Below are 26,914 nucleotides of genomic sequence, written 5' to 3' on the forward strand. Positions count from 1 at the left end.
TACAAATAGAGGTGGACATAATTATTAATTTATTTAGGTCAAATTATTGATGAATGATTAATCGTGGTTAAGGGTAATAGAAGAAATATAAATAAGTAATTGTTATGTTTATTTCCCGGCTAAGACCGCGATTTTGTAATTCCGCTTCAAACTATTTAATTTAGGAAAGGGTGAAAGTTATGTTGAAAAATTTATTCAAAAAGAATACTGGTGAATTAAAAATTTATGCTCCATTAGAAGGAAAAGTAGTCGATCTGAACGAAGTTCCTGATCCTGTTTTTGCCGAGCGAATGATGGGAGAGGGTGTAGCGATTGAACCAGTCAATGGAGAAGTCGTCAGTCCGGTAGATGGGGAAATCGTCCAGTTGTTCCATACGAACCATGCGGTAGGAATCAAAACGAAATCCGGTGTTGAAGTCCTTGTTCATATTGGATTAGAAACAGTGAGTATGGAGGGAGAGGGATTCGAGGGCCATGTGAAATCCGGAGATAAAGTGAAAACCGGTGATAAATTAATTACGTTTGATATGAATCTTGTACAGGAAAAAGCAAAAAGTACGATAACGCCAATTATTATTACAAATTATAACGATGTCGCTGCAAATATGGAACAGCATACGATGGATAATGCTATTCGCGGAGAAACCGAAATTATGATGCTTCAAATGAAGTAGCAGGCTATCTGGAGAGGGAGATGACGGAGTGAGGATTGAACGTATACTCAATGAGAATATTGTAATTGCCGCAGATAACCAACAGAACAAGATGGTCCTGGGGCAAGACATAGCTCATAAAAAGAAAAGGGGAGATTACCTTAGTTCGGAAGTGGTTGAAATAGTAATTAGTATGGAAGACGATATAAGCCGGTATGAAGGGTTTTTTCACCTGGTGTCAGAAGAAGTCATTCGATTGACGGAAGATATCATTACACATGCTGAAGAATTTCTTCAAACTGATTTAAATGAATCATTGCACATGGAGCTGGCTGATCATCTGGCATTTTTATTAGCCGATCCTCCAAAACATGTGACCATCCAGAATGGTTTAATTGAAGAAATAGATATTCTTTATGCTAAGGAGTATCAGGTGGGACTTCGGGCTGTCAGACTCATTAAAGAGCGCTTTAATCGTGAGCTTCCGGAAAAGGAAGCTGGTCATATTGCTGTTTTCATCCACGGAGGGAGATCCTCTGATTCAAACAATGACCAATCTGTAAAAAAAGCTGCTATTATCCGGGATTTAATTGATATCATTGAACGAGTTTACCAGAGGTACCTGGCCAGGGAGAATGTTGCCTATCAGCATTTAGTCACTCACTTGAACCGAGCGATAGGACGGCGGGAAGAACGACAGGTTGTTGATAAAGACATGTTAGTGATGATTCAGAATAAATATCAAACGGCATACCAGTGCGCCGTCGATATAGCGGCTTACCTATCCGATGAATACTATATTCACTTCCCTTCTGCTGAAGTTGGATATCTTACCCTTCATATTCACCGGGCAGCCAAAGCGTGAGAGTTGTCACTCCTTTACTGTCGTATGTTTATGGTAAAATGAGAACATAATATACCGACAGGAAAGGAAGATAGGCATGGCGAAGGAGCAAAGGAAATCAACAGCTTCCGAGCGGCGTGAAGAGGTTCTGTTCATGTTGAAGAACAGGGAAGATCCCATAACCGGCCGTGAATTAGCCGATAAAATGGAAGTATCCCGCCAGGTAATCGTCGGTGATATATCCTTGCTGAAAGCAAAGGGTGAACCGATTGTAGCAACAAGCCAGGGGTATATCTATATGACGGATAAGGCCGATAGTCCTCCTATTGAACGAACGATAGCTGTAAAGCACACCCCGCAAGAGACAGAGAAGGAACTGACGATCTTAGTCGATCATGGCGTTTTTATAAAAGATGTAACAGTCGAACATCCCGTATATGGAGATTTGACAGCCTCTGTATTGATTTGGAATCGTCGTGATGTCCAAAAGTTCCTGGAAAATATCAAAGAGACAGAAGCCTCTTTTCTTTCAGAGCTTACCGATGGCATTCATCTTCATACGATCGCTGCCGACAGTGAGGAAGCATTGGATGAAGCGTTAGAAGCATTGCAGAGAGAAGGCATCCTATTAAAATCTTGAAGCAAAACCCATTCATAAGAATAGGATAAGGGAAGAGATATACCATTAAAAGGTAATATCTCTTCCTTTGATTTTACTGTGCAGGAAGGAAATATGCTATATTTTATTCAGGCAGTTATAGAAGAAAGGGTGAAGGTGAATGCCAATTTTTGAAGTAGGCCCTTATTTATTTACCATTGTTATTATTATCAACGTATTCCTTGCCTTCGCCATCATCTTCTTGGAAAGACGGGACGCCAGTGCTACATGGGCATGGCTGATGGTACTCCTCTTCATCCCTGTCGGTGGATTCTTGCTTTATTTGATTTTTGGCAGAAGGTTGAGCAAAAAAGAGATATTCACCTGGGATAAAAAAAATCGTTTAGGGCTTTTGACAGCCGTTCAGGACCAGCTTCGTTCCATTGAAGAGGATACATTAAAGCTGGACCATCCCGAATTAGAAGAATTTGAAGACCTCTTTTATTTGCATCTCAAAAATAATGATGCCTTATTAACCAAAGATAATGAAGTGGAAATATTCACCGATGGGCAAGAGAAATTTCATGCCCTGTTAGAAGACATAGAAAGTGCAACCGATCATGTCCATTTGCTTTATTATATATGGCGGGATGATCAGCTTGGCCAAAGGCTATCAGAATTACTTATCAAGAAGATAGAGGAAGGCGTCAAAGTAAGAGTATTATATGATGATATGGGCTCAAGGACATTGAGCAGGAAGTACATCAAACGGATAAAAAAAGCAGGCGGGGAAATGGAAGCATTTTTTCCTGCTCTAATTCCTAAATTAAACATGAAAATCAATTATCGTAACCATCGTAAGCTTGCAATCATTGACGGAAAAATCGGTTATATTGGCGGTTTTAATGTCGGAGATGAATACCTCGGTTACAATCAGAGGTTTGGTTATTGGCGGGATACCCATTTGCGTGTCGAAGGCGGTGCTGTGCATAATATGCAGACGCGGTTCATCCTTGACTGGAATCACGCTTCCCAGAGGGATATCGGGTATGAAGACCGCTATTATCAGGCCGAAGCAAAAGGGGATGTCGCATTGCAAATTGTTTCCAGCGGACCTGATTCAGAATGGGAACAAATCAAGCATGGTTATATCAAAATGATACTTTCGGCAAAGGAATCTATATACATTCAAACTCCTTATTTCATTCCGGATGACAGCCTGTTGGATGCTGTACGGATTGCCACGCTGTCCGGAGTCGATGTCAGAGTCATGATTCCCAAAATGCCGGATCATCCTTTTGTTTATTGGGCGACTTATTCCAATGTGGGGGATTTGCTGGAAGCCGGTGCAAAAATCTATATCTATCAAAAAGGTTTCCTGCATGCGAAGTCGATTGTGGTAGATGATAAGATTGCTTCTGTTGGTACAGCAAATATTGATGTTCGCAGTTTTCGTCTCAATTTTGAAGTGAATGCATTCCTTTACCACCCGGATGTAGCTAAGGAGTTATCTGATTCTTTCCTTGATGATATCGTCGAATCCACCCAATTGACGCTTCGTCTTTATAAGAGCAGGTCAAAATGGATACGTTTCAAGGAATCCATCGCAAGATTATTATCACCAATCCTTTGATTGTTGCTAAGCTCCCTTTTACTGAAGACCCAGTTTCGAAAGAAACTGTTTCCGTTACTGTGTTGAGCCTTTGGAGGTCCGGGAAATCACTCGCTTTCCATGGGCGTACGGTGAGCTTCCTCGGGCTAAAGCCCTGCGGGATCTCACCATGTACTATCCTCCCATTGGACTTTGAAAAAGCTTCTTGAAAGACACCGCACGAAGGAAATGCGTAGCATTTTCGAGGAGTCTCGCAATTTCCCGGACCTCCTTGCATTTGTATGTGTCACGGAAACGCTATAAGTTAGTACGAAAAGCTATAAGACAACAAAAAAGTGCTATGCAATATACAATGAAAAGAATCTTGATTCGGAGGTTTTGTGGGTTCGTTAACCTATATAACAGCTGGGCGGCAGGGAAACGGTGAGACTCCCGTGGGAGTAGGACCCAGACGAGACCCCGCAGGGAGTGAAACGACCGAGGAGGCTCGGCGGTTCCCCCACAGGAAAGAAATGAATGCGTAATCGCCTTGGGAGACACGACACGCATAAGCAGAACATCAAAAGGGAAGTGTTTTTTCTTCCCGTTGATGGACTGCTTATGTCGCGAGTGTCTAGGCGATGAAGCTGAAAAGCGAACCGTTTCCCAGCCGCCCTTACTACTGATTTGGTAACGGACCCAAAGCATCTTGAAATCAAGTCTTCGACTTTTTGGTCTTTTGATTGAATAATTTTCTGAGAAATACAAAAAGAACCTGTGCCTTTTGCTGCTGGAAAAGGTACAGGTTCTCTTTTATATCGTTTAGGGGGGAGGTTGTTTCATACTGTTCTATTGGGAAGACAACTGTAAATCAGATTTAATCTTCTCGCCATTCCGGTAGATCGTCAATTCTACTTCATTGCCTTCCTCTGTTTCTTTATATAGGAATTGACGTAAGTTAACCAGTGACTCTATTTTATTACCCTCAATCTCTGTAATAACATCGCTCTTTTTAAGGCCGGCTTTATCCGCTGGTGACCCTGGCTCGACGCCTCCTACAATGACACCATGCTGAATGTCTCCTGGGAGGTTCAATTGCTCGGTCAGGATATTAGCCGGAATTTGCTTGATGTCCTGTAAGGATACTCCCATATAAGGACGTTTCACTTCACCATTGTTTTCCAAGTCTTTAATGACTGGTTTGGCTACATCCATCGGGATGGAAAATCCTAATCCTTCAATTTCGTTCTGGGCGATTTTCATTGTGTTAATTCCGATGACTTCGCCTTGAAGGTTGATGAGTGCACCGCCGCTATTACCGGGGTTGATGGCCGCATCTGTCTGGATGACTTCCGTCTGCCAGTCGGCTTGTCCATCTTTATTCATATCTACCGGAATGTTACGGTTCACTCCGCTGACGATGCCTTTTGTGGCTGAACCAGCAAATTCCATTCCAAGCGGGTTGCCAATGGCGATGGCTGTCTGCCCTACTTCTACGTCTTTTGCGTCACCTAACTTGGCAACCTGTTTGACATGCTTATCATTTATTTTCAAAACGGCAAGGTCAGTCAATGGGTCACTTCCTTCTAATTCTGCTTTGATTTTCGTACCGTCATTCAATATCACTTCCAGTTGTTCCGCATTTTCAACTACGTGATGGTTGGTGACGATATAGGCGTTACCTTGTTCTTTTTTATAGATGACCCCTGAGCCTGTACCGGAATTTTGAGATACAGGGTTGCTTTGTTTAATGTTTGAGATACCGACGACTGCCCCTCCAGCTTTTTCAACCGCCTGAGTAACCGGCTCTTTCTCTTCGCCGATCTGCAGTTCATTGGCTTGGGCTGTCGGTTCATCGGTATTGATTTGAATGGAGATTCCTTTCCATTGAAATACAGTAGTAACCAGGAATATAGCTGCTATTGCTCCAAAAACGACATAGGCAAAATAAGCACGTTTTTTGGCGCGCCTTTGCCGCTGTTGTTCTGTATCCATATAGGCAGATCTCCTTTGAAAATAGTTTATCTGTTTCCTGAACAATTCTTAGTCTACACTTGAGTTATGGCACGAGATTGGAGAAAATGTGGAATAAATGTGTAAAATAAAAAAGAAATGGAACATCAATTATAGAATTGTGGGAGAATAAGAGCAGACTTAAATGGAGAAGGAGGCTTTTCCATGAAACAAACTATTGGAATAGTGGAAGACGATCCGAACATTCGCGATATTGTCAAAGCTTATTTAGAGAAAGAAGGTTATCACGTAACCGAGATGGAATCTGCGGAAGCGGCCTGGGAATTGTTTCAGCAAGCTCCGCCGGATTTATGGGTGTTGGATATCATGCTGCCTGGAATGGATGGTTACGAATTCTGTAAACAAGTACGTAAGGATTCCCAGGTTCCAATCATCATCATCTCAGCTAAAGATGAGGAAGTGGACAGGATTTTAGGCTTGGAACTGGGAGGCGATGACTATCTGACTAAGCCATTCAGTCCTCGTGAGCTTGTCGCAAGGGTTAAACGGCAGCTGACTAGGTGGGAAGTAATGAATACGAATACTGCCTCAGCGGCCAAAGAGACACTGGAAGTCGGGGAATTATCCCTGTACATGGCAGAACGCAGGGCTGTTTGGAGAGGAGCAGAAGTGGAAGTGACTGCTAAGGAATTCGATATGTTAAAGTTGCTCGCTCAGCATCCGAACCGTGCTTTTTCCAGAGAAGAACTGCTGGTACAAATCTGGGGGGAAGATTACTTTGGCAGTGACCGTGCGGTGGATGACTTAGTGAAACGGCTAAGAAAAAAGCTGGCCGATTTTCCACTGGAAACCGTATGGGGCTATGGCTACCGTCTTAGAAAAGATGGCATCGAATCATGAAGCTTTTGCATCAATTGAATACGGCATTCGCTGTTCTGATCATCATCGTAATGTCGATAACTGCGATTATATTATACTCCTTGATTCTCAATATGTTGATTGTAGATGAAAAACGACAACTGGAAGATAAAGGGGAACTGCTGATCGATTTACTGAACGAAGAAGACAGTCCCGTGAAGGTGAATCAGTTATCGCAGCTGCTTCGAGATAGTGATTTGAGGGTGTTGATGTTCGACCGGGGACAAAGGGAAATCCTGTACTCAAGTCTGCCACCTGAAACTGCCACCCTTTGGGCCAGCCAATACGATGAACAACTGCATGAAGAGGATCTCTGGGAAAGTCAGGGGCAGGACTTTGTTGTTTATGATATAGCATTCACCCCGCAGGCCGATGGCGTTATTTTAGTTTTGGCCACACCGCTTAAAGATTTACAGGCGGTGCAGACGATGTTTGCCTGGCGAATGATTTATGTATTGTTCATTGGGCTTCTGCTCGCGATAGCTATCAGTCATATGCTTAACCGGCGCCTGGTGACACCGCTGATCCGGTTGAAGAAAGAACTGAAAAAAATAGAACATCGTAAATTTCAGGAGCTACAGCCAGTGAAAGCGAGTGGGGAAATCGAAGAAGTGGAGCACAGTATCCGAACGATGGCAGCCGAATTAGAAAATTATATTCGCACGCAAAAGCAGTTTTTTCAAAATGCTTCCCATGAATTGAAGACACCGTTAATGTCCATACAGGGCTATGCAGAAGGGATCCGGGACGGGGTGTTTGAAGGGGAGGCAGCGGATAAAGGACTAAACGTTATGATAAAAGAAACCGAAAGATTGAAGAAAATTGTTAATGAAATGATTTTATTGGCAAAACTGGATAGTGACGAGAACGTGTATCACCCGGAAGAAGTCGATATTCATGAGTTAGTGGAACAGGCGACGGAAGGTCTTTACCCGCTTGCCAGGGAAAAAGGGGTAGAGCTCGTCCACAATCAAAAGGATTCCTATTATTTATCGATTGACCCGGAAAAAGTGATGCAAGCGTTCATTAATATCATTGCCAACGCTATTCGACATGCTACTGCATCAGTAACTATTGTAACTATGCAATCCTCAGATGAAATTATTATTGAAGTACAGGATGATGGGACGGGAATCCCTGAGGACATTCTTCCTCAGCTTTTTGAACGCTTCATCAAAGGAAAAGAAGGAGAAACCGGTTTAGGGTTAGCCATTTCGAGAGCAATTATCGAGCGGAGTGGTGGGAAAATTATTGCACGTAACAATGAAAAGTCAACTGGAGCAACTTTTAGAATAATATTGCCGAAACAACGGTCCAACCGTAACGAGCAATGAAGGAGAGATAGATATGGAAACAAAAGCATGCATTGATTCATTGACAGTAAAGAATTCACACGTTCTGCCGCCAGATACGAATAGTCATGGGACGTTATTCGGAGGCAAATTGATGGCATACATTGATGACGTGGCGGCGATTTCTGCCACCCGTCACTGCCGAAAACCTGTCGTTACTGCGTCGATTGATTCCATCGACTTTTTGGCACCGGTGTTTGAAGGGGATACCATATGTCTCGTCAGCTATGTGACTTGGACGCATAAGACTTCGATGGAGGTTTTTGTGAAAGCTATTACGGAAAACCTGTTGACAGGAGAGCGGAAAGTCTGTACGACCGCTTTTGTCTCGATGGTTGCGGTAGATGAGAATAACCGGCCAACGCCAGTCCCTCCTGTGAAGCCGGAATCCGATGAAGAAAAATTGCTGCATTCCGGGGCACCGGCACGTCATGAACAGAGGAAGGAACGCAGTAAAGAATCAAAACAACTGGCCAAAGAATTCGGAACAGACTTTCCTTGGAAATAGGGGTATAGTGAAAAAGCCAGATGCAGCTAACGCGGCATCTGGCTTTTTCATTGATTAACTGGCTAGGCTTTACGACATGATTTCCATTTCGTAATCGTACGTATTGGAAGTGTTTCTTACGGTGCATAATGACTCCCATTCGTGTGCCGCACCATCGCGCATGGTAATGATCCGGTCAGCAATTGCTCGGGAGTCCTCCCGGTCATGTGTCACGAAAATCGATGTAATGCCTGTTTTTTTGATGATTTGCTTCAATTCTTCTCGAATCTTGATTTGCAAGTCAGCATCCAGGTTACTGAAAGGTTCATCCAATAATAACAGGGAAGGCTCTGGAGCGAGCGCCCGCGCAAGAGCAATCCGCTGCTGCTGGCCGCCGCTCAATTCATGTGGATAGCGCTTCTTAAATTTTTCCATATTGACAAGCTCAAGTACTTCATCGATACGCTTTTTCTTTTCACTGCGGGAATACCCTTTGAGACCGAACTGGATATTTTCTGCAACCGTCATGTGTGGAAATAGCGCATAGTCTTGGAATACCATTCCAATTCCGCGCTTTTCCGGAAGAATAAAGGTACGGTCATCGGTTACGATTTTTCCGCCGATGGAAATGGTACCTTTTGTCGGTGTCTCCAACCCGCTCAGAAGACGTAATACGGTACTCTTACCGCTTCCACTTTCCCCAAGAATAGAGATGATTTCCCCTTGTTCAATCTCAAGGCAGAAGTTATTAATAGTTTTATCCCCTTGGTTTGTATAAGAGAAGCATAAGTCTTTGATTTGAATGTACATATCACTTCGGCTCCTTTTCGAGTACTTGGTGGAAAAGATAAATCGCAATACCACTGATGACAATAATGATGATCGATGCCAAGGATGCTTCATGGATTTGCTCATCGCTGGCATATTGGAATGCTTTTGTTGATAACGTGTCAAAATTGAACGGCCTTAAAATTAAAGTGAGCGGCAGCTCTTTAAGAATATCGATGAATGCCAGGATGAATCCGCTGAATATCGCCCCTTTGATGAGGCGAACATCCACTTTGAAGAAAGTTTTCGTCATGCCCATCCCGAGCATTCGGGAAGCTTCAGTGAATTTATTGCCTACTTTGTCAAAACCCGATTCGATAGAGTTATAGCCTACTGCTAAAAAACGGATAACATAAGCTGAGATTAGCATAAATAGGCTCGTGCTTAAAAACAGGCTGGCTTCCATCCCGAAAGATTCGTAAAACGTGAACAACAGGTTGTCGATATCTATGAATACAGAACTGATACCGACAGCTATGACGGCACCAGGAATCGAGTAACCGAGAATGGTGATTCTTGATGCCGACTTAGAAAGCCAGCTTTTATGCATCCTGGTAAAGTTAGCAATGATGACAGCAAAGATAACAATCATGAAAGCTCCGGTAAAGGCGACTAATAATGAATTCATGATTAATTGAGTGAACACAGGACTGGCGATTTTCTCAAAAGTCAGGAACATCCAGTCCAGGAGCTGGATGAAAGGAATCAAAAAGCCCAGGCTGAATATAAGCAGACTATAGAAGAACACTGTCCAGGCTTTCCACCCGGTGAGTTTGATAGGTGTGAGCGGCTTCACTTTCGCGGTCGTATAACTGTATTTTTTACGGCCTCGTAACACTTTTTCAAAGATTAATATAGCAAAGACAATAAACATCAGGGTAGCTGAGAGTTTAATAGCAGCATTCAAGTCCCCCATGCTGAACCATGTTTGAAAAATCGCTGTACTGAAAGTCGGGACACCAAAGTATTTGACAACCCCATAGTCATTCAACACTTCGAGCAGCACTAAGCTTGCTCCGCCAATGATGGCCCCACGGGAAATCGGGAGGACTACCCGGAAGAAAATCTCAAAGGCATTCCGGCCAAGGAGTCTTGCGTTTTCAATCAGGGAAGAAGATTGATTTGCTAAAAAGGCCCGTGTAATCGTGTAGACATAGGGAAATAAAAATAAAGTGAAAATAAAAATGGAACCAGGAATATTCATGATGTCAAAGTATTTTTGATCCACTCGGATACCATAGTCATTGCGTAATGTCGTCTGGATGATCCCTGTATAATTTAAAATTCCATTATACGTATAAGCCGCAATATAGGGAGGGATCGCCAAAGGCAGGATGAGTCCCCATTTGAAAAAGCCCTTCAACGGAAAATCGTATGCAGAAATCAGCCACGCCAGACTGGTACCGATCAGTATCGTTAAAACTCCGGTAACCACAATAATAATAGAAGTATTTTTTAAGAGTAATGGTAAGATATGTTCTTTGATATGCTCCCAATTATCAGTTGTTTGAGTGAAAAAGCTGATCAGAATCGTCAGGTTAGGCATCAAAATTAGAAGGACGATGACCATACTCAATACTGTCCACATATTCATATAACCTGGGAGCTTTCGGTAAAACTTCAACTGGGACACTTCCTTCTACGCGACGACATTAAGACTTTGGAACATAAACCAATACCCATAATTAACTTATATACATTGGTTTATGTATCATTTTCACTTTTAATGATAACAGTTCTCAATGAAAATGTACATATACATAAGGCCGTACCTTATTTTGGTACGGCCCATGTGTCATGAAATGGTCAAATTATTTCCAACCGACTTCATTCATAATTTTGATAGCTTTTCCATTGTTTTCACCGAGTTCTGTCAGATTAATGTCTTGTTCTTCAAATTCGCCCCAGGATTGAAGTAGTTCAGCAGGCTCTACATCAGGGTTTACTGGATACTCATAATTCGCTTCAGCAAAATCTTTCTGAGCTTTTTCCTGGGAAAGGAATTCCATGAATTTCACGGCATTCTCTTTATTCTTACTGCTTGCAGTCATAGCAACACCGCTGATATTGACATGAGTACCGGTAGTGTCCTGATTAGGGAAAATGACTCCTAAATCCTCTGCGACTTTTACTTCTTCTTCATCTTCAGAGTTCAACATCTGCCCCAGGTAATACGTATTCATGACAGCGACATCACCTTCGCCGGCAGCAATAGCTTTCGCCTGATCACGGTCGCCACCTTTAGGATCACGTGCCATATTATCAACAATTCCCTGAGCCCATTCTTTGGCAGCTTCTTCTCCTTCTGTAGCGATCATGGATGCTAACAAGGACTGGTTGTAAATGTTGTCAGAAGAACGAATCAGGACTTTGCCATTCCACTCGTCTTTCGTAAGGTCTTCATAATTCTTGATATCGTCCTCGTTGACTGTTTCTTTGTTATATACAATAACACGAGCACGTTTGGTCAGGCCAAACCAGTTGCTATCTTCATCACGGAACTTTTCTGGAATATTCTCGTTCAGTGTATCGCTTTCCACTTCTTGAAGGAGATCTTTATCTTTAGCACGGTGCAGACGACCGGCATCAGCTGTGATGAAAAGGTCAGCTTCTGATGCTTTTCCTTCCCGCTCCAGGCGTGCGATCAACTCATCATCTTTACCTTCAATGACATTTACTTTAATGCCTGTTTCTTCTGTAAATTTATCATACAGCTGTTGATCTGTTTCATAGTGACGTCCTGTATAAAGGTTTAGTTCGCCACCGGCTTCAGCATTCTCTTCTGTTCCTTCAGAAGAATTTTCTTCACTCTCTGAAGAATTATCTGCCCCTTCTTCTTCAGAACTTCCACCGCAGGCAGCTAATGCGAAGATGGAAAAAATAAATACAAAACCTAATAAAAACAACTTGCTTTTCTTCATGTCCCTTTCACCTCGTATGTAATTTTTTTGCATTGCTTAAATGATAATGATTTTCAATGTCATCTTCAATTTTACTGAAAATGATTCTCAAGTCAAGTCTAATGGATAACTTTTTTCAGTTTTGTCACAAGTGTTAATGAAAAGAGCGAGAATGTTATAATAGGGGAAGTTTAAAAGGTAGGGTGATAGACATGAGTCTTTTGCAAGTAGAGAATTTAACAAAAACCTATGGGGATAAAACCCTGTTTGACCATATTTCATTTACAATTTCTCAAAACCAGCGGATTGGCTTGATTGGCGTTAATGGTACAGGGAAGTCGACATTGCTGAAAGTACTAGCCGGTCTGGATTCAAAAGAAGCAGGAGAGATGAAGCATGCGAAGGATTTTCGGATTGAATATCTGCATCAGGAACCAAAACTGGATCCGAATTTGAGTGTATTAGAGCAAATTTATTACGGTGATTCCGAAATTATGAAAACGATGCGGGCATACGAACAATCTCTCCAGCATCTTGAAAGGGATCCCGAAAATACCAGGTATCAGGCAGAGTTACTGAAGAACCAGCAGCAAATGGATGAAAATGATGCCTGGGAAGCGAACACCACTGCTAAGACTATCCTGACGAAGCTGGGAATTGATACGTTTGACAAAAAGATCAGCACACTGTCTGGAGGCCAAAAAAAACGGGTCGCTATCGCAAGGGCATTGATTCAGCCTGCCGACCTGTTGATTTTGGATGAGCCTACCAACCATTTAGATAATGAAACGATCGAGTGGCTGGAAGAGCATCTTTCCCAATACCGGGGAGCATTAATAGTCGTCACACATGACCGTTATTTCTTAAACAGAGTGACCAATCTGATTTATGAATTGGACAGGGGCAGCCTTTATATTTATGAGGGAAACTATGAAACCTATTTAGAAAAGAAAGCCGAGCGTGACGAGCAGGAACGGGTTTCCGAGGAAAAGAGACAAAATACGCTTCGGCGGGAATTGGCGTGGTTAAAGCGTGGAGCGAAAGCACGTACAACGAAGCAAAAGGCCCGCAAACAACGGGTAGAATCATTGCAGAACCAGTCTGGTCCAAAGACAGAAGAGCAAATGGATATGGCTATCGGCTCGAACCGCCTTGGCAAGAAAGTCATCGAGCTGGAAAATGTCAGTAAAGGAATGGCACGGAAAACGTTGATTGATGGTTTCAGTTATTTGGTTGTCCCTGAAGAACGGTTGGGTATTATCGGTCCGAATGGAAGCGGTAAGACGACATTACTCAACATCATGTCGCAGCGGATGGAACCCGATACAGGTGAAATAGATGTAGGGGAAACAGTGAAAATCGGCTACTACACCCAGGATCACGAGGAAATCGATGGGAACTTGAAAGTAGTCGAATATATCAAACAAGTAGCCGAAGTGATTACTACTGCGGATGGACAGGAAATAACTGCAGAACAAATGCTGGAACGATTTTTATTTCCAAGATCTCAGCAATGGACCTATATCAGAAAACTGTCAGGGGGAGAGCGCCGCCGATTATATCTGCTGCGTGTACTGATGCAGGAACCGAACGTATTGTTTTTGGACGAGCCTACCAATGACTTGGATACAAAGACATTAAGTATTTTAGAAGACTACCTGGATCATTTTCCTGGGGCTGTAGTAACGGTTTCCCACGATCGCTACTTTCTTGATCGGATAGCGGATCGCCTGATCGCTTTCGAAGGCATGGGACAGATTAAAAAGTTTCATGGCAACTATAGCGAATACCTTGAAGAGAAAAAAGAAGCCGACCGTATAAGGAGTATGGAAAGAAAAGAGCAGACTGAAAAAGAAAAAGCTGCACAGAAACCAGTACGCAAGAAAAGGAAACTTTCTTACCATGAACAAAAAGAATGGGAAGGCATTGAAGATAAAATCGCCGACCTGGAAGGAAGAATGGAAGGGTTACAGGCATCTATTGCGGAAGCAGGCAGCGACCTTGGCAAAGTACAGGAGTTGTACAGGGAACAGGAAAACCTGGAAACGGAATTAGAGCAGGCGATGGAACGATGGGAGGAGTTGTCACTGCTCGTCGAAGAGTTAGAAAACAGCTGAATGTAAAAAATTCCCACAGCTATTGTTGTGGGATATTTTTGTTTATCAAGACAAATTATGGAATAATAAAAATTAGTGAGATCACGAAAATGGAGAGAGGGAGTTACATATGCCAGAACAAAAAATGTTAGAAAAGTATGCCGAATTAGCATTGAAAACAGGTGTTAACCTGCAGAAAAATCAAATGCTGATGGTAAACTCGACCATTGAAGGCGCAGACTTTACCCGTATCGTCGTGAAGAAAGCTTATGAAATGGGTGCAAAAACGGTCCATATCAATTGGTCGGATGATGCCATCACTCGTACTAAATACGAACATGAATCCAAAGAAACACTTTCAGAGGTCCCCCAATGGAAAGTGGATATGTATGACTACTTTGCTGAAGGAGGCGCCGCCATTTTATCTATCCGCTCTACTGATCCTGACTTGCTTCAGGGGATAGATGGAGATAAGATTTCCGCAGCGAATAAAGCAGGGGCACAAGCGATGAAGAACTTCCGTAATTATACGATGAATGACCGCATTCAGTGGTCCATCGTTTCAATCCCAATCACGACCTGGGCACAAAAGATTTTTCCCGAGGCCAATGAAGAAGAGGCAGTGGCCAGCTTGTGGGAGCAAATCTTTACTATTGTAAGGGTCGATAAAGAAGATCCAGTGTCTGCATGGGAAGAACACAACAGCATTCTGGCGCAGGCACGTGAATTTTTGAATCGCAAAAAATATAAAAAGCTTGTTTATAAAGCACCAGGAACAGACTTAGAAGTTGAGCTTCCAGCAGGACATATATGGAAGGGCGGAGCTTCTAAAACTGAAAAAGAAGGTATCCCATTCAATGCAAATATGCCAACAGAAGAAGTGTTTACTGTACCGCATAAATATGGTGTCAACGGCCAGGTTTCCAGTACGAAGCCATTGAACTATGGAGGAAACCTGATTGATGATTTTACATTGACTTTCAAGGATGGAATGGTTGTTGATTATAAAGCAGGACAAGGAGAAGCTACGCTGAAGCATCTTTTGGAGACGGACGAAGGTTCAACCCGTCTTGGCGAGCTGGCACTTGTACCGAATGAATCACCGATTTCTCAATCCGGGCTGATTTTTTATAATACCCTTTATGATGAAAATGCTTCCTGTCATTTGGCGTTAGGTAAAGCATATCCGAACAGCCTGGAGGGTGGTTCTGATATGAATGAAGAAGAACTGGACAAGCACGGTGTCAATGATAGCCTCTCCCATGTCGACTTCATGATGGGATCCGGGGAATTGGATATCGATGGTGTGTTAGAAGACGGAACAACAGAAGCGGTCATGCGAAATGGCAGCTGGGCAATAAAATTCGATTAGTTTTATAACATGCAAATGCCGGATGCCTCAGACATCCGGCATTTGCATTTTTATATGTAGGCTTTAGCCCGAGGAAGCTCACCTTACGCACATGGAAAGCGAGTGATTTCCCGGAACTCCCCACAGTTACTACCGTAACGGAAACAATATATCTTGAAACTGAGTCTTCCATTAAAGGGAGCTTTAATGAAAAAGTAGCAGGTTATTTCAAGCTAGTCTCGAATATCCTTAGTAATGGATGATGATAGTGAAGGGGTGGGAGCGCCATGAAAAGAGCAGCTGTCAGTACAATACTAATGCTTTTAATTTTAATTGCATGTACAAGTGAAGCAGAAGAACCGCAGGAAGTATGGAGCCAGGATGAGACGTTCCAAGTCGATGAAAGGACTTTTTATGGAAAAGAAGGGAAATTTGCCATCGTCAAAGAGAACGGGAATGAAAATGAACCTGCCTTTCCTGCCGGTCCTCAAGGACGTCATTATTCCGTCTATTTCTGGGGCGAATCAGATGAATTGATAGGAAAAACCTATACCCTGACAGCCACTCATGAGGAAGCAGATGAATCGGTTACGCTTTATGAATGGAGGATCAGCGGTAACAATTCCTCAGAAGTCAGTGCCGATGCTTCCAGTGGTGCGAAATTCGGTTTGGATAAAGCCGGATTATGGCTGATGGAAGTAACCGTCGAAGGTGAGGAATTCGCAAGCTTTATCATAGAGGCGAAGTGAAAATCCTGGCTTGTCACCAAGTATTTATGGCGCAAGCTTTAGTAACTTCGTATCCATTAACCCTTTAACAAAAGTGAACTTTATAAAAATTCCCTCCCGCCTGGCGGGAGGGTTTATTTTTTCCGGAGAAACGCTGCAACTTCCTTGTCCACATCTGGATGTTCATGCAAACCGGAATGGGTGGCTTCGATATCTCGTACGATTACTTCGTGGTAGTTGTTCGCTGGTACAACCTCTTGGATACCAAGAGCACTGGATACGCTGACGAGTCCGTCGCCTCCATCGTAATTTTTTTGTTTTACTATAGTATCTGCATTTTCACTCGTATATTTTGCGTCGATAGCGCCAGCGATTGCCAGCACTTTCAGGTGGTTAGGAAATGAGTTTTTATTCCCTGTCAGCCTTGACAATAATTGAGCGTCTGGTCGTAAATCTGTAAGAGCTTCCCCGGAATTGATGTCAAAATACTCTTCCTTATCTATTCCTTTAAACGGGCTTCCCATTACAATCAGCTTCTCAACCGTTGGGAGGGAATTGTTTTTTTGAGTCATGAAGTTCGCAGCAGCCAAGCCACCCATGGAATGGCCGACGAGATTTACCTGCTGTATCCCGTAATCCACTTTCAGTTTATGCATGATTTTCTGCAGCCAAAGTGTCTGATTAGTAAGTGAGGCACGATTGTCGTGAAAGATCACTTGAATAAATGGATGCTGTTCAGCTGAGAATCGTCCTCGCATCATAATCTTCCCTTTAGAAGACACACGCACGGTCATTTCTTTCTCTCCCAATCGGTTATCCTCCAAACGATCCATCATCGTATTAAACGATCCAGGACCACCTTTATACCCATGGATGAACAAAGTCGGAGTGATAGAAGAATTGTCCTGGGAACTCGTATAAGGGGACTTTATAAAAAATATCGAAACCCCTAACGCTATAGAAACAGTAAGAAGTGATAAGAGTTTATGTTTTTTAATCATCTGCTTGAACATATGATGTCCTCCTGGTGCGAACTGCTTTCATTTTAATATACACTGCCCTTATTTTTAAGGGCTCAATCATCTTCTTTAACCAGAAAGTTTCGATTTCCTTGAGGCGGGTAAAGCAAAGATATAATCCCTTGTACAAGGAGTTGTTTGTATATGACTGGTCCGGATAAGCATTTAATGGGCTTTCAGGCTAATCCGAATGAATTTGGTAAATGCAGTAACTGTGGTAAGCTGTTGACCAGCAAACAGGAAGAAAAAGTAAAACTATGCGCAGAGTGTCAGGAACGATTGAATCCTGGAGAGGACCAGGATATTGCTGGTGACTAAGAATAAAATACGAGAGAATGCCTCATCCTTTAAAGGATGAGTTTTTTTGTTTTACAACTTTTATTATAAATGGTATAGTCCGTCATTGTGCTTTATTTTAAATTCAAAGGAGATTATTATGGAAAAAAAGAAATACGGTCGGATAGACTGGCCTGTTTTAATTATAAGTGGAGGAGCTCTGCTTCTTTTTATTTTACTGGCATTTATAGATTTACCTATGGTTTCTGAACTGGTAACGGAAGGGCTTGTTCTTTCTTCGAATTATTTTGGAGCCTTTTGGCAGGTGTTGATGTTGGCTACCTTCTTCGTCGGCCTTTGGCTGGCCTTTTCTAAAAGAGGAAAGGTTAAGATGGGAGGATTAGATAAGCCGGAAATCGGGTTATGGAAATGGTTATCGATCATAATGGCCACTTTGCTTGCAGGAGGCGGAGTATTTTGGGCAGCTGCAGAACCGATGTATCATTTTCTTACTGTTCCTCCGGTTCATGAAGGAATAGAAGCCGGAACCACAGAAGCAATTAACGCAGCATTAGCACAAAGTTTTATGCACTGGGGTTTTCTTGCCTGGGCGATAATAGGTACCATCAGTGCTGTCGTAATGATGTATGGCCACTATCACAAGGGGATGCCGCTAAAGCCGCGAACCCTGTTGTATCCTATTTTCGGTGAAAAGCTCAGGGACAGTTGGTTTGGGACGGTTATTGATGCCTTTTCAGTTATTGCGGTTGCCGCAGGAACGATTGGACCAATCGGCTTCTTAGGAGCGCAGGCAAGTTATGGACTGAACGTGATTTTTGGTATTCCGGATACGTTCGGGACACAGCTATCCATTATTATTGCTGTTGTAACCATATCCACAATCTCAGCAGTCACTGGTTTATACCGGGGGATTCAATGGTTAAGCAGCTTCAATGTCCGGATGGCAGTTGCTTTGATGTTATTTGTACTGTTATTTGGTCCCGGTGGTTTTATTATTGATTACTTTATCTCTTCTTTCGGATTTTACGTACAAGAATTCATTCCGATGAGTACGTTCCGTGCCGATGAAGAATGGCTGTCGTTGTGGACGGTGTTCTTCTGGGGATGGTTTATCGGTTATGGTCCGATGATGGCGATTTTAGTCAGTCGTATTTCTCGAGGCCGGACGATAAGGGAGATTATCCTTGCAATTTCAATTATGGCTCCAGTAATTTCAGCCTTTTGGTTTACCGTGCTTGGCGGTTCGGGTATTTTCTTCGAAATGGAAACAGCAGGCTCTGTATCTGAAGCATTGAATGAAGCAGGAAAGCGAGCTGCCATGTTCGCAATTACGGAGCAGTTCCCACTAAGTGAAATTATTTCTCCGCTTTTCTTGCTGCTGACTATATTATTTGTAGTTACTACAAATGATTCGATGTCCTATACCATATCGATGGCCGTTACAGGAGAGGGGAACCCGCAAAGATGGCTCCGGATTTTCTGGTCTGTAGTCATGGGAACAGTAGCAGCTATCTTGTTATTCATTGGGGAAGGCGGCGTTAGTGCATTACAATCTTTCATTGTTGTGACCGCTGTACCTGTTTCGTTACTATTACTTCCAGTAGTCTGGTTAGCCCCTAAGGTAGCGAATGAAATGGCACGCTATCAAAAATTATGACCTAGAAACCCCAGCATCCAATGATGCTGGGGTTGTTTTACTATTAAATCTGTTTTAACACGGCACGTACGGGACTGCCGTCAGCTTCCGTCATTTTTAAAGGAAAAGCACTAAGCTCGTAAAGCCCAGCCTTTACGTGATCGAGCACGAGCCCTTCAAGAATCAGTACATCATTTTTATACAAGCTATGATGTGCTTTCAATTCTTTGCTTGTTTCCGGGTCGACCGACGGCGTATCGACTCCTACCAGATCAATGCCATTTGTTTTTAAAAATGAACCTAAATCTTCGCCGAGTACGGTATAAGAAGTTGGAAACTCTGTTCGATCCCGCCAGCTCTTCGTTAGCAAAATCAGCTTAGAGATCCCTGATAAATCCGTGTCCTGCAAATCTTTCGCTTCAATCGTTTTTTTGCCGGATACATCAACGACGAGGGCTTTGCCGTGGAATCTCTCCAAAGGTAAGTCTGCAATTTTCAGTCCGGTGGAATCATAATGAAAAGGAGCATCGACATGGGTGCCGGTGTGATTGCTCATTTTGATACTGCCGACATTGACGGATCCTGTTTCTTCCATGGACCAGGTCAGGCTATAGTTATAACGCTCATCCCCCGGCCATGAGGGAGTAGTTACGTCTAGCTTCATCGAAATATCAATGATTTTCAAGATGGGGCCTCCTTTATGCAATAATTCCTCGTTTGTTTTCAAATTTTTTATAGGTTTCCTTATCCATAATCTCTTTTAACCGCATGACCATCTCGTAAATATCTTCATAAGAGACATAAAGGGCGATAGGTGCAAGCCGGATGACGTTAGGCGCACGGAAATCCGGGATAACTTGTTTTTCTTTCAGTGCTTTGCAAATCCTGGCAGCTTCTTCATGTTCGAGGCTGACATGGCCACCCCGGCGCTCTGATTCCCGTGGATTGGCTATCTCAAAGCCGTAACCATCAAGTTCCTGCTCAATAAGCTCCATCATAAAGGAAGTCTGATCGAGGGATTTTTCCCGGATAGAATCGATACCTGCTTCTTTAAAGATCTCCAGGGATCCCAGCAAAGGTGCCGAGCTTAGTATGTGAGGCGTGCCGATTTGATAAGCTCCTGCTGTTTCTGCCGGAGTCAGGGTGTGGTCCATGTCGAACTGTTTATCTTTTCTGGAACTGAACCAGCCGGCAAGACCAGGAGCCTGTCCGAAATGCTTTTCATGGACAAACAGGCCGCCAACGCCTCCTGGGCCGCTGTTCAAATATTTATAAGTGCACCAGACAGCGAAGTCGACACCCCAATCATGAAGCTGATGTGGCAGGGCGCCAATGGAATGTGCCAGATCAAACCCGACGATAATCCTCTTGGCATGTGCGGCTTCGGTGATCCTCTTCATATCAAGCAGCTGACCGCTTCGATATAAAACGGAAGGGAGGAGGAGTAAAGCTGTCTCTTCATTCATTTGCGCAATGATTTCCGCCTCATTCAAGGTGCGGCCGTCGTCGCTGTTTACCTGGATTAAATGGTTTTCAGGATCCAGGCCGTGTAAGCGCAGTTGGCTTTTCAAGGCATAGATATCGGAGGGGAAATTCAAGGTGTCGGCCAGTATTTTGTTTCTCTTATTATCCGGTTTAAAGAAGGTTGCCAGCAGCTGATGAAGGTTCGTTGTAATCGAACCGGTATTGATCACTTCTTCTTTTTTGGCACCGATCAACGGGGCTGTCATTTCCCCAAGCTTTTCAGACATGTAATACCATGGCTGTTCGCCTTCCGTCCAGCCTTCGATGCCGTGCTCCTTCCAGTCTTCCAGGGAAGTGAGCAGTGTTTTTTCCGCTCGCTTTGCTAAAAGTCCCAGCGAGTTTCCATCCATATATAACGTTCCTTCTTTTATGTAAAATTCTTGTTTGAATTGCTTTAGCTGATCTTTTTGGTCTTTATCAATTGCGTGTTGACGGGAAAGTTTGGAATTTTTCATCAAATCGCCTCCTGGCTATATTATAGCCTGTTATTGTTGAGCCTTCCAATAACTAACCGGTCAGCTCTGTAATAATAGGTGCTGGAGATGATAGAATAGGAAGAGCTTCATTTTGATAGATTTAAAAACTTAATGAAGGAAGGGAGCAACCCGATGTGAAAACGCAACTAAACAATAAAGAAATAACTCCTTCCAATGACCCGTGGGAAGCTTATATGGATGTTGAAGCATTCGGAGAAATGACACTATCAAATATTGAATTCACCACAACTACACTTTGTAATATGCGCTGTGCTCATTGCGCTGTAGGTGAAACATTGTCATATAAAGACCCGGAATCTCTTTCTATGGATCTGATTTTGAAACGTCTGGATGAAGTACCTAACTTGCGTACACTTAGTATTACCGGCGGGGAACCGATGATGTCGAGGAAATCAATAAGAAATCATGTGTTGCCGTTATTAAAATATGCTCAAAGCCGTGGGGTGAAAACTCAAATAAATTCTAATTTAACTTTGCCCTACCAGCGTTACGACCCGATCATCCCATTTTTAGATGTTTTACATATTTCCCATAACTGGGGCACTTCAGAAGAATTCGCAGAAACTGGTTTTACACGAATGGATAGAAAACCATCTCTTGAGAAACGAGAATCTTTTTTTGTCCGGATGGTAGAAAATTCACAAAGGTTATCGGAAGCAGGGGTTATGGTATCTGCCGAAACAATGCTGAACAAACGCACGTTTCCTTATTTGGAAAAAATCCATGATCACATCTTAGAGATGGGGTGTGCCCGCCATGAAATCCATCCCATGTACCCGGTTGACTTTGCCAGCAACTTAGAAACCCTTGATTTAAATGAGATGCGTACGGCTATTACAAGACTGCTGGATCACCGGAATGAGAAGGTATGGATGCTATTTGGGACATTGCCTTTTTACGCATGCAGTTCATCTCAGGATGATTTGAATCTACTTCGTCGACTATATGACGAAAAAAATGTCACGGTTAGAAATGATCCAGATGGCAGGTCCAGGTTGAATGTCAATATCTTTACAGGTGAGGTGATTGTGACTGACTTTGGGGATGAACCCCCGTTAGGAAACATTAAAGATACTTCACTGCCTGAAGCTTATTCGCGTTGGATGAAGACAGAAACAGCCAAAAGGTTGAACTGTCATTGTCCGGCAGTTAAATGTCTCGGTCCTAATATCTTAGTGAAAGACACGTATTATAAAACTACTGACTTTCGGAAAAGAAAAGCTTCTATAGAAATGTGAAAAATAATGGGCACTGCGACTATTTAAGCAGTGCCCGTTCTTTTTGCATTAGCTGTCTTCTGTTCCTGTTTCCGCTTCTTCCTCTGTTGGAGGGGAAGTTTTCTTTACATAAATCGATAAGAAGATACCAATAAATGATAATGCTGTGATCACTAGAAATGCTACATTTACACCGTAAATATCAGGGTTAGCAATATCAGGCTTCTGGGAAGCTGTTTGAGCAGTTGTTGTCATCACAGTGACAATAATAGCAGTTCCGATTGATGCAGCGATTTGCCTCATCGTATTATTCATGGCCGCCCCGTGTGGGATCAGCTTTTTCGGAAGCTGGTTGAGTCCGGCTGTAGTCACGGGCATCATCACCATCGACAATCCAAACATACGGATGGCATACATGACGGTTAAATAGACCATTGTCGTTTGGGTGTCCAGGAAGGAAAGGGCAAGGGTAGCACCCGTGATCAGCGTCATCCCTACAATACCAAGCAGGCGGGCGCCGATTCTATCAAAAATCCTTCCTGTAATTGGGGACATGAAGCCTGAAATCAGGGCCCCTGGCAAAAGCACCAGCCCGGATTCCATCGCAGTGAAATCACGCATGTTTTGCATATATAATGGGATCAGTGTTTCTGAACCAATCAGCCCCATGAAGGCGATCATCCCAATGATCGTCGCAATCGTGAACGTGCGTAGTTTGAAGACGCGGAATTCAAGCATTGGATGATGCATTTTCAATTGTCGCGTAATGAATAGCATCAGGGTGATAACACCCACACTTAGCGACGTCATGGTTATGGAACTCTCCCACCCATTGTTGCCAGCACTGGTAAACCCGTATAAAAGGCTTCCGAATCCGATGGAAGACATGACGATGGATGGTATATCGACCCTCGGATACGTAAGCTCGGTAACATTTTTTAAGATGAAATACGCGATAGCAATGATACCCAGTGCCAGTGGAAGCACCAGCCAAAACAATGCCCGCCATGAATAATTTTCCGTGATCCACCCCGATAATGCCGGGCCGATTGCAGGAGCAAAGGAAATGACCAGACCGATATATCCCATCGCAGCTCCACGTCTATTAACAGGGAAAATCAATAGAAAAACGGTTTGCATCAATGGCAGTAATACTCCGGCACCAGCTGACTGGATGACTCTTCCTGCCAGCAGCATTGGAAAGTTCAGGGCAAGACCACCGACGACCGTACCAAATGTAAATACACTCATAGCGGTAAGGAAGAGCTGCCTTGTTGTAAACCTTTCGATTAAAAACGCACTGATTGGAATCATTATTCCATTCACGAGCATAAAAACGGTCGTAAGCCACTGTGCTGAATTGGCTGAGACATTCATTTCGTGCATGATCGGAGGAATCGCCGTAATCATCAATGTTTGGTTAAGAATGGTGATAAACGAACCCGCCAGTAATAATCCTGCCATTAAGACTTTGTTGTAATTCTGATCCGGCATACTGCTTCCTCCTTTTCTATATAAATCAAATGATAGTTTCACAGACTAATTATAAGATTATACTTTTTTTGACAGCGACTGACAAATAAAACGTCCCCAGTCTATTACCCAGTGAAGGAGGTAAATATGTTAATCTAGTGATATTAAAAAAATTCAGATAAGGAGCTTTGTAATGCGAGCTATAACCATAAAAGAACTGGAATCTGATGAAGAAATTCTTCAAGCGTATCCAATTATGAATCAATTACGTACTCATTTGGATAAAGATACCTACATGGAGCTTGTAACAGAAGCTCAGGCCAAAGATAGATATAAATTGTTTGCCTTAGTTGAAGGAGAGGATATAGTAGCAGTCGTAGGTTTTGAACCGATGACTACCCTGTATTACGGCCGATTTGTGTGGGTGTGTGATTTGGTGACAGACAGTAAACAGCGTTCTCGTGGTTATGGTGATGAATTGCTCAGGTTTGTCGAAGGATGGGCAGAGGAGAATGGCTATGAAAGTGTGGCTTTGTCTTCTGGATTAAATAGAAAAGATGCCCACCGCTTTTATGAAGATAAAATGAATTATGACAAAGTAAGCTATGTGTTTAAAAATCGAGAGGATGAAGAACATGAGTGATATACATAACATTTATTGTGTGGGACGTAATTACGTAGCCCACGCAAAGGAATTGAATAATGACGTACCGAGTTCACCGTTGTTATTTTCCAAGCCTAATCGTTCGCTTGTGAAAGCGGATGGTCGGGAAGTTATGCTCCCAGGCGATAAAGGGGAAGTCCATTATGAGGCCGAACTGGTCATTCGTCTTGGGAAAAATTATGAACAAGGCATCCAAGTGGATGACATTGTCGATAGCATGGCGATTGGGCTTGATCTTACTTTGAGAGATGTCCAAAGTGAGCTAAAGAAAAAAGGGCATCCCTGGTTGTTGGCCAAGGGCTTTCCTAACGCAGCAGTAATAGGCGATTTCATTCCGTTTCCTGGAGTAGAAGAGTGTAAGGAAAATGATTTTGTGCTTTTGAAAAATGGTGAACAAGCACAACGAGGAAATACCAAACAGATGATTTTTGATTTACAGACGTTAATTGATTATTGTGGCATGCATCTAGGGGCAGGAGAAGGGGATATCATTTTCACCGGAACACCAGAAGGAGTGGGGCCTATCTCTAATGGTGATCATATAGAGTTTTTATGGGACGGTAAACCTCTTGGACATTGCACATTCAGGTTAGCCTGAGGAGAAGAACCATGCAGATACGACAAATTAAAGCGGCAGATGCTAATAAGTTTAGAAAGCTTGTACAGCAAGTCGAAGCAGAATCAGATTATATGCTATATGAAGCTGGCGAACGGGCGATAAATGTGGAGCAACAGCACGCAATGATCGAATCGATTACAGAGCAGCCCAATGCTGCTATTTTTCTGGCAGAAGAAGAGACAGAGTTGGTCGGGTACTTAATTGCTGTAGGCGGAAAGACGAAACGTACCCGTCACTCCGTGTATCTTGTGATTGGAATCCTTGCTGGTTTCAGAGGGAGAGGGGTAGGAACCCTTCTTTTTCAAACGATGGAAGCATGGGCGGAGGAACAAGGTATCCATCGCCTGGAACTTACGGTAGCCGTACCGAATGAAGGCGGTCTTGGTTTGTATAAGAAATCAGGATTTGAAATTGAAGGTGTGAAACGAAACTCATTATATATCAACCAACGTTATGTTGATGAGTATTTTATGGCCAAGTTATTATAGAGATGTGTGATAAGGGGAGTAATGCCAATGACAAAACCGAAAATAGCAGTTGTTGGGAGCATCAATATGGATCTGACTACTTCTTTTGACCGAATGCCGCACCAGGGAGAAACAGTACTTGGCACGTCATTTGCTACCTACCCTGGCGGAAAAGGTTTCAATCAGGCAGTAGCAGCCGCAAGAGGCGGAGCTGAGGTTTCCATGGTTGGCGCTATTGGGGATGATGCTTTTGGAGAATCTCTGAAAACAATTTTAGCAAAAGAAAAAATAACTACTGCAGGAATTAAAACGATGACAGGAATGGGGACGGGAACGGCGACAATCCTTTTAACCGAGGGGGACAACCGGATTATTGTCGTACCCGGAGCAAATGGCGAAGTGACACCAGAACATGTAGAAGAACAGCGTGATTTGCTTACCGCTAGTGATATTGTTCTGCTACAGTTGGAAATACCGATGGAGTCTGTGAAGAAAGCAGCGGAAATCGCGTTCGAAGCGAATGTACCCATTATGCTGAATCCTGCACCTTCACAGCCGTTAAGCAAAGAGTTGCTGGATAAAATTACATACCTTACGCCGAATGAATCGGAAGCAGCAGATTTAATGACGGATGATGAAAATAGGGAAGCTCTTGAAGAGAAGCTAATTATTACAAAAGGGAAACAAGGGGTGATGTTCTATGAGAAGGGGAGAGCAGTCACTGTCCCAGGGTTCCCGGTCACCCCAGTCGATACAACTGGTGCAGGTGACACCTTCTGTGGCTTGATGAGTACGCGTATCGCTCAAGGATATTCGTTAGAGGAGGCGTGCCAATCTGCTAATGCTGGTGCGGCATTATCTGTGACGAAACCGGGCGCGCAAGGAGGCATGCCGACAGAATCGGAAGTTGTACGGTTTCTGCGCGAACGAGGGAAGTAATTCAGATTTAAACCTCACTTGAACATCCTAAAAAAAGCTTGTATGAGAGACGATTGGTAGAGTTATGAGAAAAAACAAAGCTATATGAGCAAATTTTCAAGAAAAGAGAGACAATTTGGAATTCTGTCAATAAAGTGGACAAAAATAGATCACTCAGCGGGCCACTTTTTCTTCCGCGTGTTTTCTTCCGAAACACTTGGATGCCTCCGCATAAAGGGAAGGATACCAAAACCGATCCTACC

At 43.1% G+C, this 26,914-nt stretch carries 25 protein-coding genes; 17 read left to right on the forward strand and 8 right to left on the reverse strand.

Going from position 1 to position 26,914, the window contains the following annotated elements:
- The first annotated feature begins 179 nt into the window (after window positions 1-179).
- The 4 genes from ACGTNI_RS10635 to cls all read left to right on the forward strand — a co-directional run bounded on the left by ACGTNI_RS10635 (window position 180) and on the right by cls (window position 3,728).
- Entirely contained in the window at window positions 180-674 is a 495-nt protein-coding gene (locus tag ACGTNI_RS10635; RefSeq protein WP_394462233.1) for a PTS sugar transporter subunit IIA, read from the forward strand.
- A 28-nt stretch (window positions 675-702) separates the two neighbouring features.
- Window positions 703-1,518 carry a PRD domain-containing protein gene (locus ACGTNI_RS10640; protein WP_394462235.1) on the forward strand — a complete coding sequence of 272 codons (816 nt, stop codon included), beginning with the start codon at window positions 703-705 and terminating at the stop codon, window positions 1,516-1,518.
- A gap of 76 nt (window positions 1,519-1,594) precedes the next feature.
- Window positions 1,595-2,137, forward strand: coding sequence for a transcription repressor NadR (locus ACGTNI_RS10645; RefSeq protein ID WP_085506370.1), 543 nt, complete (start codon window positions 1,595-1,597; stop codon window positions 2,135-2,137).
- A 139-nt stretch (window positions 2,138-2,276) separates the two neighbouring features.
- Window positions 2,277-3,728: a cardiolipin synthase gene (cls, locus tag ACGTNI_RS10650; RefSeq protein WP_394462238.1), complete on the forward strand. Its 1,452-nt coding sequence runs from the start codon at window positions 2,277-2,279 to the stop codon at window positions 3,726-3,728.
- Between the two features lie 807 nt (window positions 3,729-4,535).
- Here cls and ACGTNI_RS10655 read toward each other — a convergent pair.
- On the reverse strand, window positions 4,536-5,681 hold the full coding sequence (locus ACGTNI_RS10655) for a S1C family serine protease (protein WP_394462240.1): 1,146 nt from the start codon (window positions 5,679-5,681) through the stop codon (window positions 4,536-4,538).
- Window positions 5,682-5,864: 183 nt separating this feature from the next.
- Between ACGTNI_RS10655 and ACGTNI_RS10660 the strand changes: the two genes are divergently transcribed.
- Genes ACGTNI_RS10660 through ACGTNI_RS10670 form a run of 3 tightly spaced genes read left to right on the forward strand, consistent with a single transcriptional unit; the run spans window position 5,865 to window position 8,438 of the window.
- The gene (locus ACGTNI_RS10660; RefSeq protein WP_394462242.1) at window positions 5,865-6,560 is read left to right on the forward strand and encodes a response regulator transcription factor; all 696 of its coding nucleotides are present in this window, start codon (window positions 5,865-5,867) and stop codon (window positions 6,558-6,560) included.
- Complete coding sequence (locus ACGTNI_RS10665; protein ID WP_394462244.1) at window positions 6,557-7,912, forward strand: sensor histidine kinase; 1,356 nt, start codon at window positions 6,557-6,559, stop codon at window positions 7,910-7,912. The genes ACGTNI_RS10660 and ACGTNI_RS10665 overlap by 4 nt, the downstream gene beginning before the upstream one ends.
- Window positions 7,913-7,925: 13 nt before the next feature.
- Window positions 7,926-8,438 carry an acyl-CoA thioesterase gene (locus ACGTNI_RS10670; RefSeq protein ID WP_062442734.1) on the forward strand — a complete coding sequence of 171 codons (513 nt, stop codon included), beginning with the start codon at window positions 7,926-7,928 and terminating at the stop codon, window positions 8,436-8,438.
- Window positions 8,439-8,507: 69 nt separating this feature from the next.
- Here the strand turns inward: ACGTNI_RS10670 and ACGTNI_RS10675 are convergent, their stop codons facing one another.
- The 3 genes from ACGTNI_RS10675 to ACGTNI_RS10685 all read right to left on the reverse strand — a co-directional run bounded on the left by ACGTNI_RS10675 (window position 8,508) and on the right by ACGTNI_RS10685 (window position 12,166).
- On the reverse strand, window positions 8,508-9,227 hold the full coding sequence (locus ACGTNI_RS10675; protein WP_085506365.1) for an ABC transporter ATP-binding protein: 720 nt from the start codon (window positions 9,225-9,227) through the stop codon (window positions 8,508-8,510).
- 1 nt (window position 9,228) lies between these two features.
- Complete coding sequence (locus ACGTNI_RS10680) at window positions 9,229-10,839, reverse strand: ABC transporter permease (RefSeq protein ID WP_139823782.1); 1,611 nt, start codon at window positions 10,837-10,839, stop codon at window positions 9,229-9,231.
- A gap of 217 nt (window positions 10,840-11,056) precedes the next feature.
- Window positions 11,057-12,166 carry a Fe(3+) ABC transporter substrate-binding protein gene (locus ACGTNI_RS10685; RefSeq protein ID WP_085506363.1) on the reverse strand — a complete coding sequence of 370 codons (1,110 nt, stop codon included), beginning with the start codon at window positions 12,164-12,166 and terminating at the stop codon, window positions 11,057-11,059.
- 191 nt (window positions 12,167-12,357) lie between these two features.
- Here ACGTNI_RS10685 and ACGTNI_RS10690 point away from each other — a divergent pair, with 191 nt between their 5' ends.
- From ACGTNI_RS10690 to ACGTNI_RS10700, 3 genes are all read left to right on the forward strand, one after another.
- A complete protein-coding gene (locus tag ACGTNI_RS10690) occupies window positions 12,358-14,262 on the forward strand; it encodes an ABC transporter ATP-binding protein (protein WP_394462247.1) in 1,905 nt (634 codons plus the stop codon).
- 109 nt (window positions 14,263-14,371) lie between these two features.
- Window positions 14,372-15,613 carry an aminopeptidase gene (locus ACGTNI_RS10695; protein ID WP_085506361.1) on the forward strand — a complete coding sequence of 414 codons (1,242 nt, stop codon included), beginning with the start codon at window positions 14,372-14,374 and terminating at the stop codon, window positions 15,611-15,613.
- A 266-nt stretch (window positions 15,614-15,879) separates the two neighbouring features.
- Window positions 15,880-16,341, forward strand: a complete 462-nt coding sequence (locus ACGTNI_RS10700) for a hypothetical protein (RefSeq protein ID WP_085506360.1) — start codon at window positions 15,880-15,882, stop codon at window positions 16,339-16,341.
- 113 nt (window positions 16,342-16,454) lie between these two features.
- On the opposite strand, the gene ACGTNI_RS10705 is transcribed toward ACGTNI_RS10700, so the two are convergent.
- Window positions 16,455-17,333, reverse strand: coding sequence for an alpha/beta hydrolase (locus tag ACGTNI_RS10705; protein ID WP_085506359.1), 879 nt, complete (start codon window positions 17,331-17,333; stop codon window positions 16,455-16,457).
- Between the two features lie 150 nt (window positions 17,334-17,483).
- Here ACGTNI_RS10705 and ACGTNI_RS10710 point away from each other — a divergent pair, with 150 nt between their 5' ends.
- Both ACGTNI_RS10710 and ACGTNI_RS10715 read left to right on the forward strand, forming a co-directional pair.
- Window positions 17,484-17,657, forward strand: coding sequence for a hypothetical protein (locus ACGTNI_RS10710; RefSeq protein ID WP_176223941.1), 174 nt, complete (start codon window positions 17,484-17,486; stop codon window positions 17,655-17,657).
- Between the two features lie 118 nt (window positions 17,658-17,775).
- Complete coding sequence (locus tag ACGTNI_RS10715) at window positions 17,776-19,293, forward strand: BCCT family transporter (RefSeq protein ID WP_394462251.1); 1,518 nt, start codon at window positions 17,776-17,778, stop codon at window positions 19,291-19,293.
- A gap of 43 nt (window positions 19,294-19,336) precedes the next feature.
- Here the strand turns inward: ACGTNI_RS10715 and kynB are convergent, their stop codons facing one another.
- Window positions 19,337-19,957, reverse strand: coding sequence for an arylformamidase (kynB, locus tag ACGTNI_RS10720; protein ID WP_394462253.1), 621 nt, complete (start codon window positions 19,955-19,957; stop codon window positions 19,337-19,339).
- A gap of 13 nt (window positions 19,958-19,970) precedes the next feature.
- Complete coding sequence (gene kynU, locus ACGTNI_RS10725) at window positions 19,971-21,251, reverse strand: kynureninase (RefSeq protein ID WP_394462255.1); 1,281 nt, start codon at window positions 21,249-21,251, stop codon at window positions 19,971-19,973.
- Between the two features lie 155 nt (window positions 21,252-21,406).
- Between kynU and yfkAB the strand changes: the two genes are divergently transcribed.
- A complete protein-coding gene (gene yfkAB, locus ACGTNI_RS10730; protein WP_085506355.1) occupies window positions 21,407-22,531 on the forward strand; it encodes a radical SAM/CxCxxxxC motif protein YfkAB in 1,125 nt (374 codons plus the stop codon).
- A 48-nt stretch (window positions 22,532-22,579) separates the two neighbouring features.
- Here the strand turns inward: yfkAB and ACGTNI_RS10735 are convergent, their stop codons facing one another.
- Window positions 22,580-24,004 carry an MDR family MFS transporter gene (locus tag ACGTNI_RS10735; RefSeq protein WP_085506354.1) on the reverse strand — a complete coding sequence of 475 codons (1,425 nt, stop codon included), beginning with the start codon at window positions 24,002-24,004 and terminating at the stop codon, window positions 22,580-22,582.
- Window positions 24,005-24,176: 172 nt separating this feature from the next.
- Here ACGTNI_RS10735 and ACGTNI_RS10740 point away from each other — a divergent pair, with 172 nt between their 5' ends.
- The 4 genes from ACGTNI_RS10740 to rbsK are packed head-to-tail and all read left to right on the forward strand — an operon-like array spanning window position 24,177 to window position 26,672.
- Entirely contained in the window at window positions 24,177-24,626 is a 450-nt protein-coding gene (locus ACGTNI_RS10740; protein WP_085506353.1) for a GNAT family N-acetyltransferase, read from the forward strand.
- The gene (locus ACGTNI_RS10745) at window positions 24,619-25,245 is read left to right on the forward strand and encodes a fumarylacetoacetate hydrolase family protein (protein ID WP_085506352.1); all 627 of its coding nucleotides are present in this window, start codon (window positions 24,619-24,621) and stop codon (window positions 25,243-25,245) included. The genes ACGTNI_RS10740 and ACGTNI_RS10745 overlap by 8 nt, the downstream gene beginning before the upstream one ends.
- An 11-nt stretch (window positions 25,246-25,256) precedes the next feature.
- Window positions 25,257-25,754 (forward strand): GNAT family N-acetyltransferase, encoded by a 498-nt coding sequence (locus ACGTNI_RS10750; protein WP_085506351.1) that lies wholly within the window; start codon window positions 25,257-25,259, stop codon window positions 25,752-25,754.
- A gap of 27 nt (window positions 25,755-25,781) precedes the next feature.
- Window positions 25,782-26,672: a ribokinase gene (gene rbsK, locus ACGTNI_RS10755; RefSeq protein ID WP_394462259.1), complete on the forward strand. Its 891-nt coding sequence runs from the start codon at window positions 25,782-25,784 to the stop codon at window positions 26,670-26,672.
- Window positions 26,673-26,914: the final 242 nt, after the last annotated feature.

This window comes from Thalassobacillus sp. B23F22_16, assembly GCF_043496955.1.
In the GTDB taxonomy this organism is placed as follows: domain Bacteria; phylum Bacillota; class Bacilli; order Bacillales; family Halobacillaceae; genus Thalassobacillus; species Thalassobacillus devorans_A.

What these genes read in the sequence shown, in the direction of transcription:
- ACGTNI_RS10660 (WP_394462242.1), top strand. Translation starts at nt 5,865, where the DNA reads ATGAAACAAACTATTGGAATAGTGGAAGACGATCCGAACATTCGCGAT.
- ACGTNI_RS10735 (WP_085506354.1), bottom strand. Translation starts at nt 24,004, where the DNA reads ATGCCGGATCAGAATTACAACAAAGTCTTAATGGCAGGATTATTACTG.
- cls (WP_394462238.1), top strand. Translation starts at nt 2,277, where the DNA reads ATGCCAATTTTTGAAGTAGGCCCTTATTTATTTACCATTGTTATTATT.
- ACGTNI_RS10750 (WP_085506351.1), top strand. Translation starts at nt 25,257, where the DNA reads ATGCAGATACGACAAATTAAAGCGGCAGATGCTAATAAGTTTAGAAAG.
- rbsK (WP_394462259.1), top strand. Translation starts at nt 25,782, where the DNA reads ATGACAAAACCGAAAATAGCAGTTGTTGGGAGCATCAATATGGATCTG.
- ACGTNI_RS10710 (WP_176223941.1), top strand. Translation starts at nt 17,484, where the DNA reads ATGACTGGTCCGGATAAGCATTTAATGGGCTTTCAGGCTAATCCGAAT.
- ACGTNI_RS10685 (WP_085506363.1), bottom strand. Translation starts at nt 12,166, where the DNA reads ATGAAGAAAAGCAAGTTGTTTTTATTAGGTTTTGTATTTATTTTTTCC.
- ACGTNI_RS10745 (WP_085506352.1), top strand. Translation starts at nt 24,619, where the DNA reads ATGAGTGATATACATAACATTTATTGTGTGGGACGTAATTACGTAGCC.
- ACGTNI_RS10705 (WP_085506359.1), bottom strand. Translation starts at nt 17,333, where the DNA reads ATGTTCAAGCAGATGATTAAAAAACATAAACTCTTATCACTTCTTACT.
- ACGTNI_RS10690 (WP_394462247.1), top strand. Translation starts at nt 12,358, where the DNA reads ATGAGTCTTTTGCAAGTAGAGAATTTAACAAAAACCTATGGGGATAAA.
- ACGTNI_RS10700 (WP_085506360.1), top strand. Translation starts at nt 15,880, where the DNA reads ATGAAAAGAGCAGCTGTCAGTACAATACTAATGCTTTTAATTTTAATT.
- ACGTNI_RS10665 (WP_394462244.1), top strand. Translation starts at nt 6,557, where the DNA reads ATGAAGCTTTTGCATCAATTGAATACGGCATTCGCTGTTCTGATCATC.
- ACGTNI_RS10670 (WP_062442734.1), top strand. Translation starts at nt 7,926, where the DNA reads ATGGAAACAAAAGCATGCATTGATTCATTGACAGTAAAGAATTCACAC.
- ACGTNI_RS10715 (WP_394462251.1), top strand. Translation starts at nt 17,776, where the DNA reads ATGGAAAAAAAGAAATACGGTCGGATAGACTGGCCTGTTTTAATTATA.
- ACGTNI_RS10635 (WP_394462233.1), top strand. Translation starts at nt 180, where the DNA reads ATGTTGAAAAATTTATTCAAAAAGAATACTGGTGAATTAAAAATTTAT.
- ACGTNI_RS10655 (WP_394462240.1), bottom strand. Translation starts at nt 5,681, where the DNA reads ATGGATACAGAACAACAGCGGCAAAGGCGCGCCAAAAAACGTGCTTAT.
- ACGTNI_RS10740 (WP_085506353.1), top strand. Translation starts at nt 24,177, where the DNA reads ATGCGAGCTATAACCATAAAAGAACTGGAATCTGATGAAGAAATTCTT.
- kynU (WP_394462255.1), bottom strand. Translation starts at nt 21,251, where the DNA reads ATGAAAAATTCCAAACTTTCCCGTCAACACGCAATTGATAAAGACCAA.
- ACGTNI_RS10680 (WP_139823782.1), bottom strand. Translation starts at nt 10,839, where the DNA reads ATGAATATGTGGACAGTATTGAGTATGGTCATCGTCCTTCTAATTTTG.
- ACGTNI_RS10695 (WP_085506361.1), top strand. Translation starts at nt 14,372, where the DNA reads ATGCCAGAACAAAAAATGTTAGAAAAGTATGCCGAATTAGCATTGAAA.
- ACGTNI_RS10675 (WP_085506365.1), bottom strand. Translation starts at nt 9,227, where the DNA reads ATGTACATTCAAATCAAAGACTTATGCTTCTCTTATACAAACCAAGGG.
- ACGTNI_RS10645 (WP_085506370.1), top strand. Translation starts at nt 1,595, where the DNA reads ATGGCGAAGGAGCAAAGGAAATCAACAGCTTCCGAGCGGCGTGAAGAG.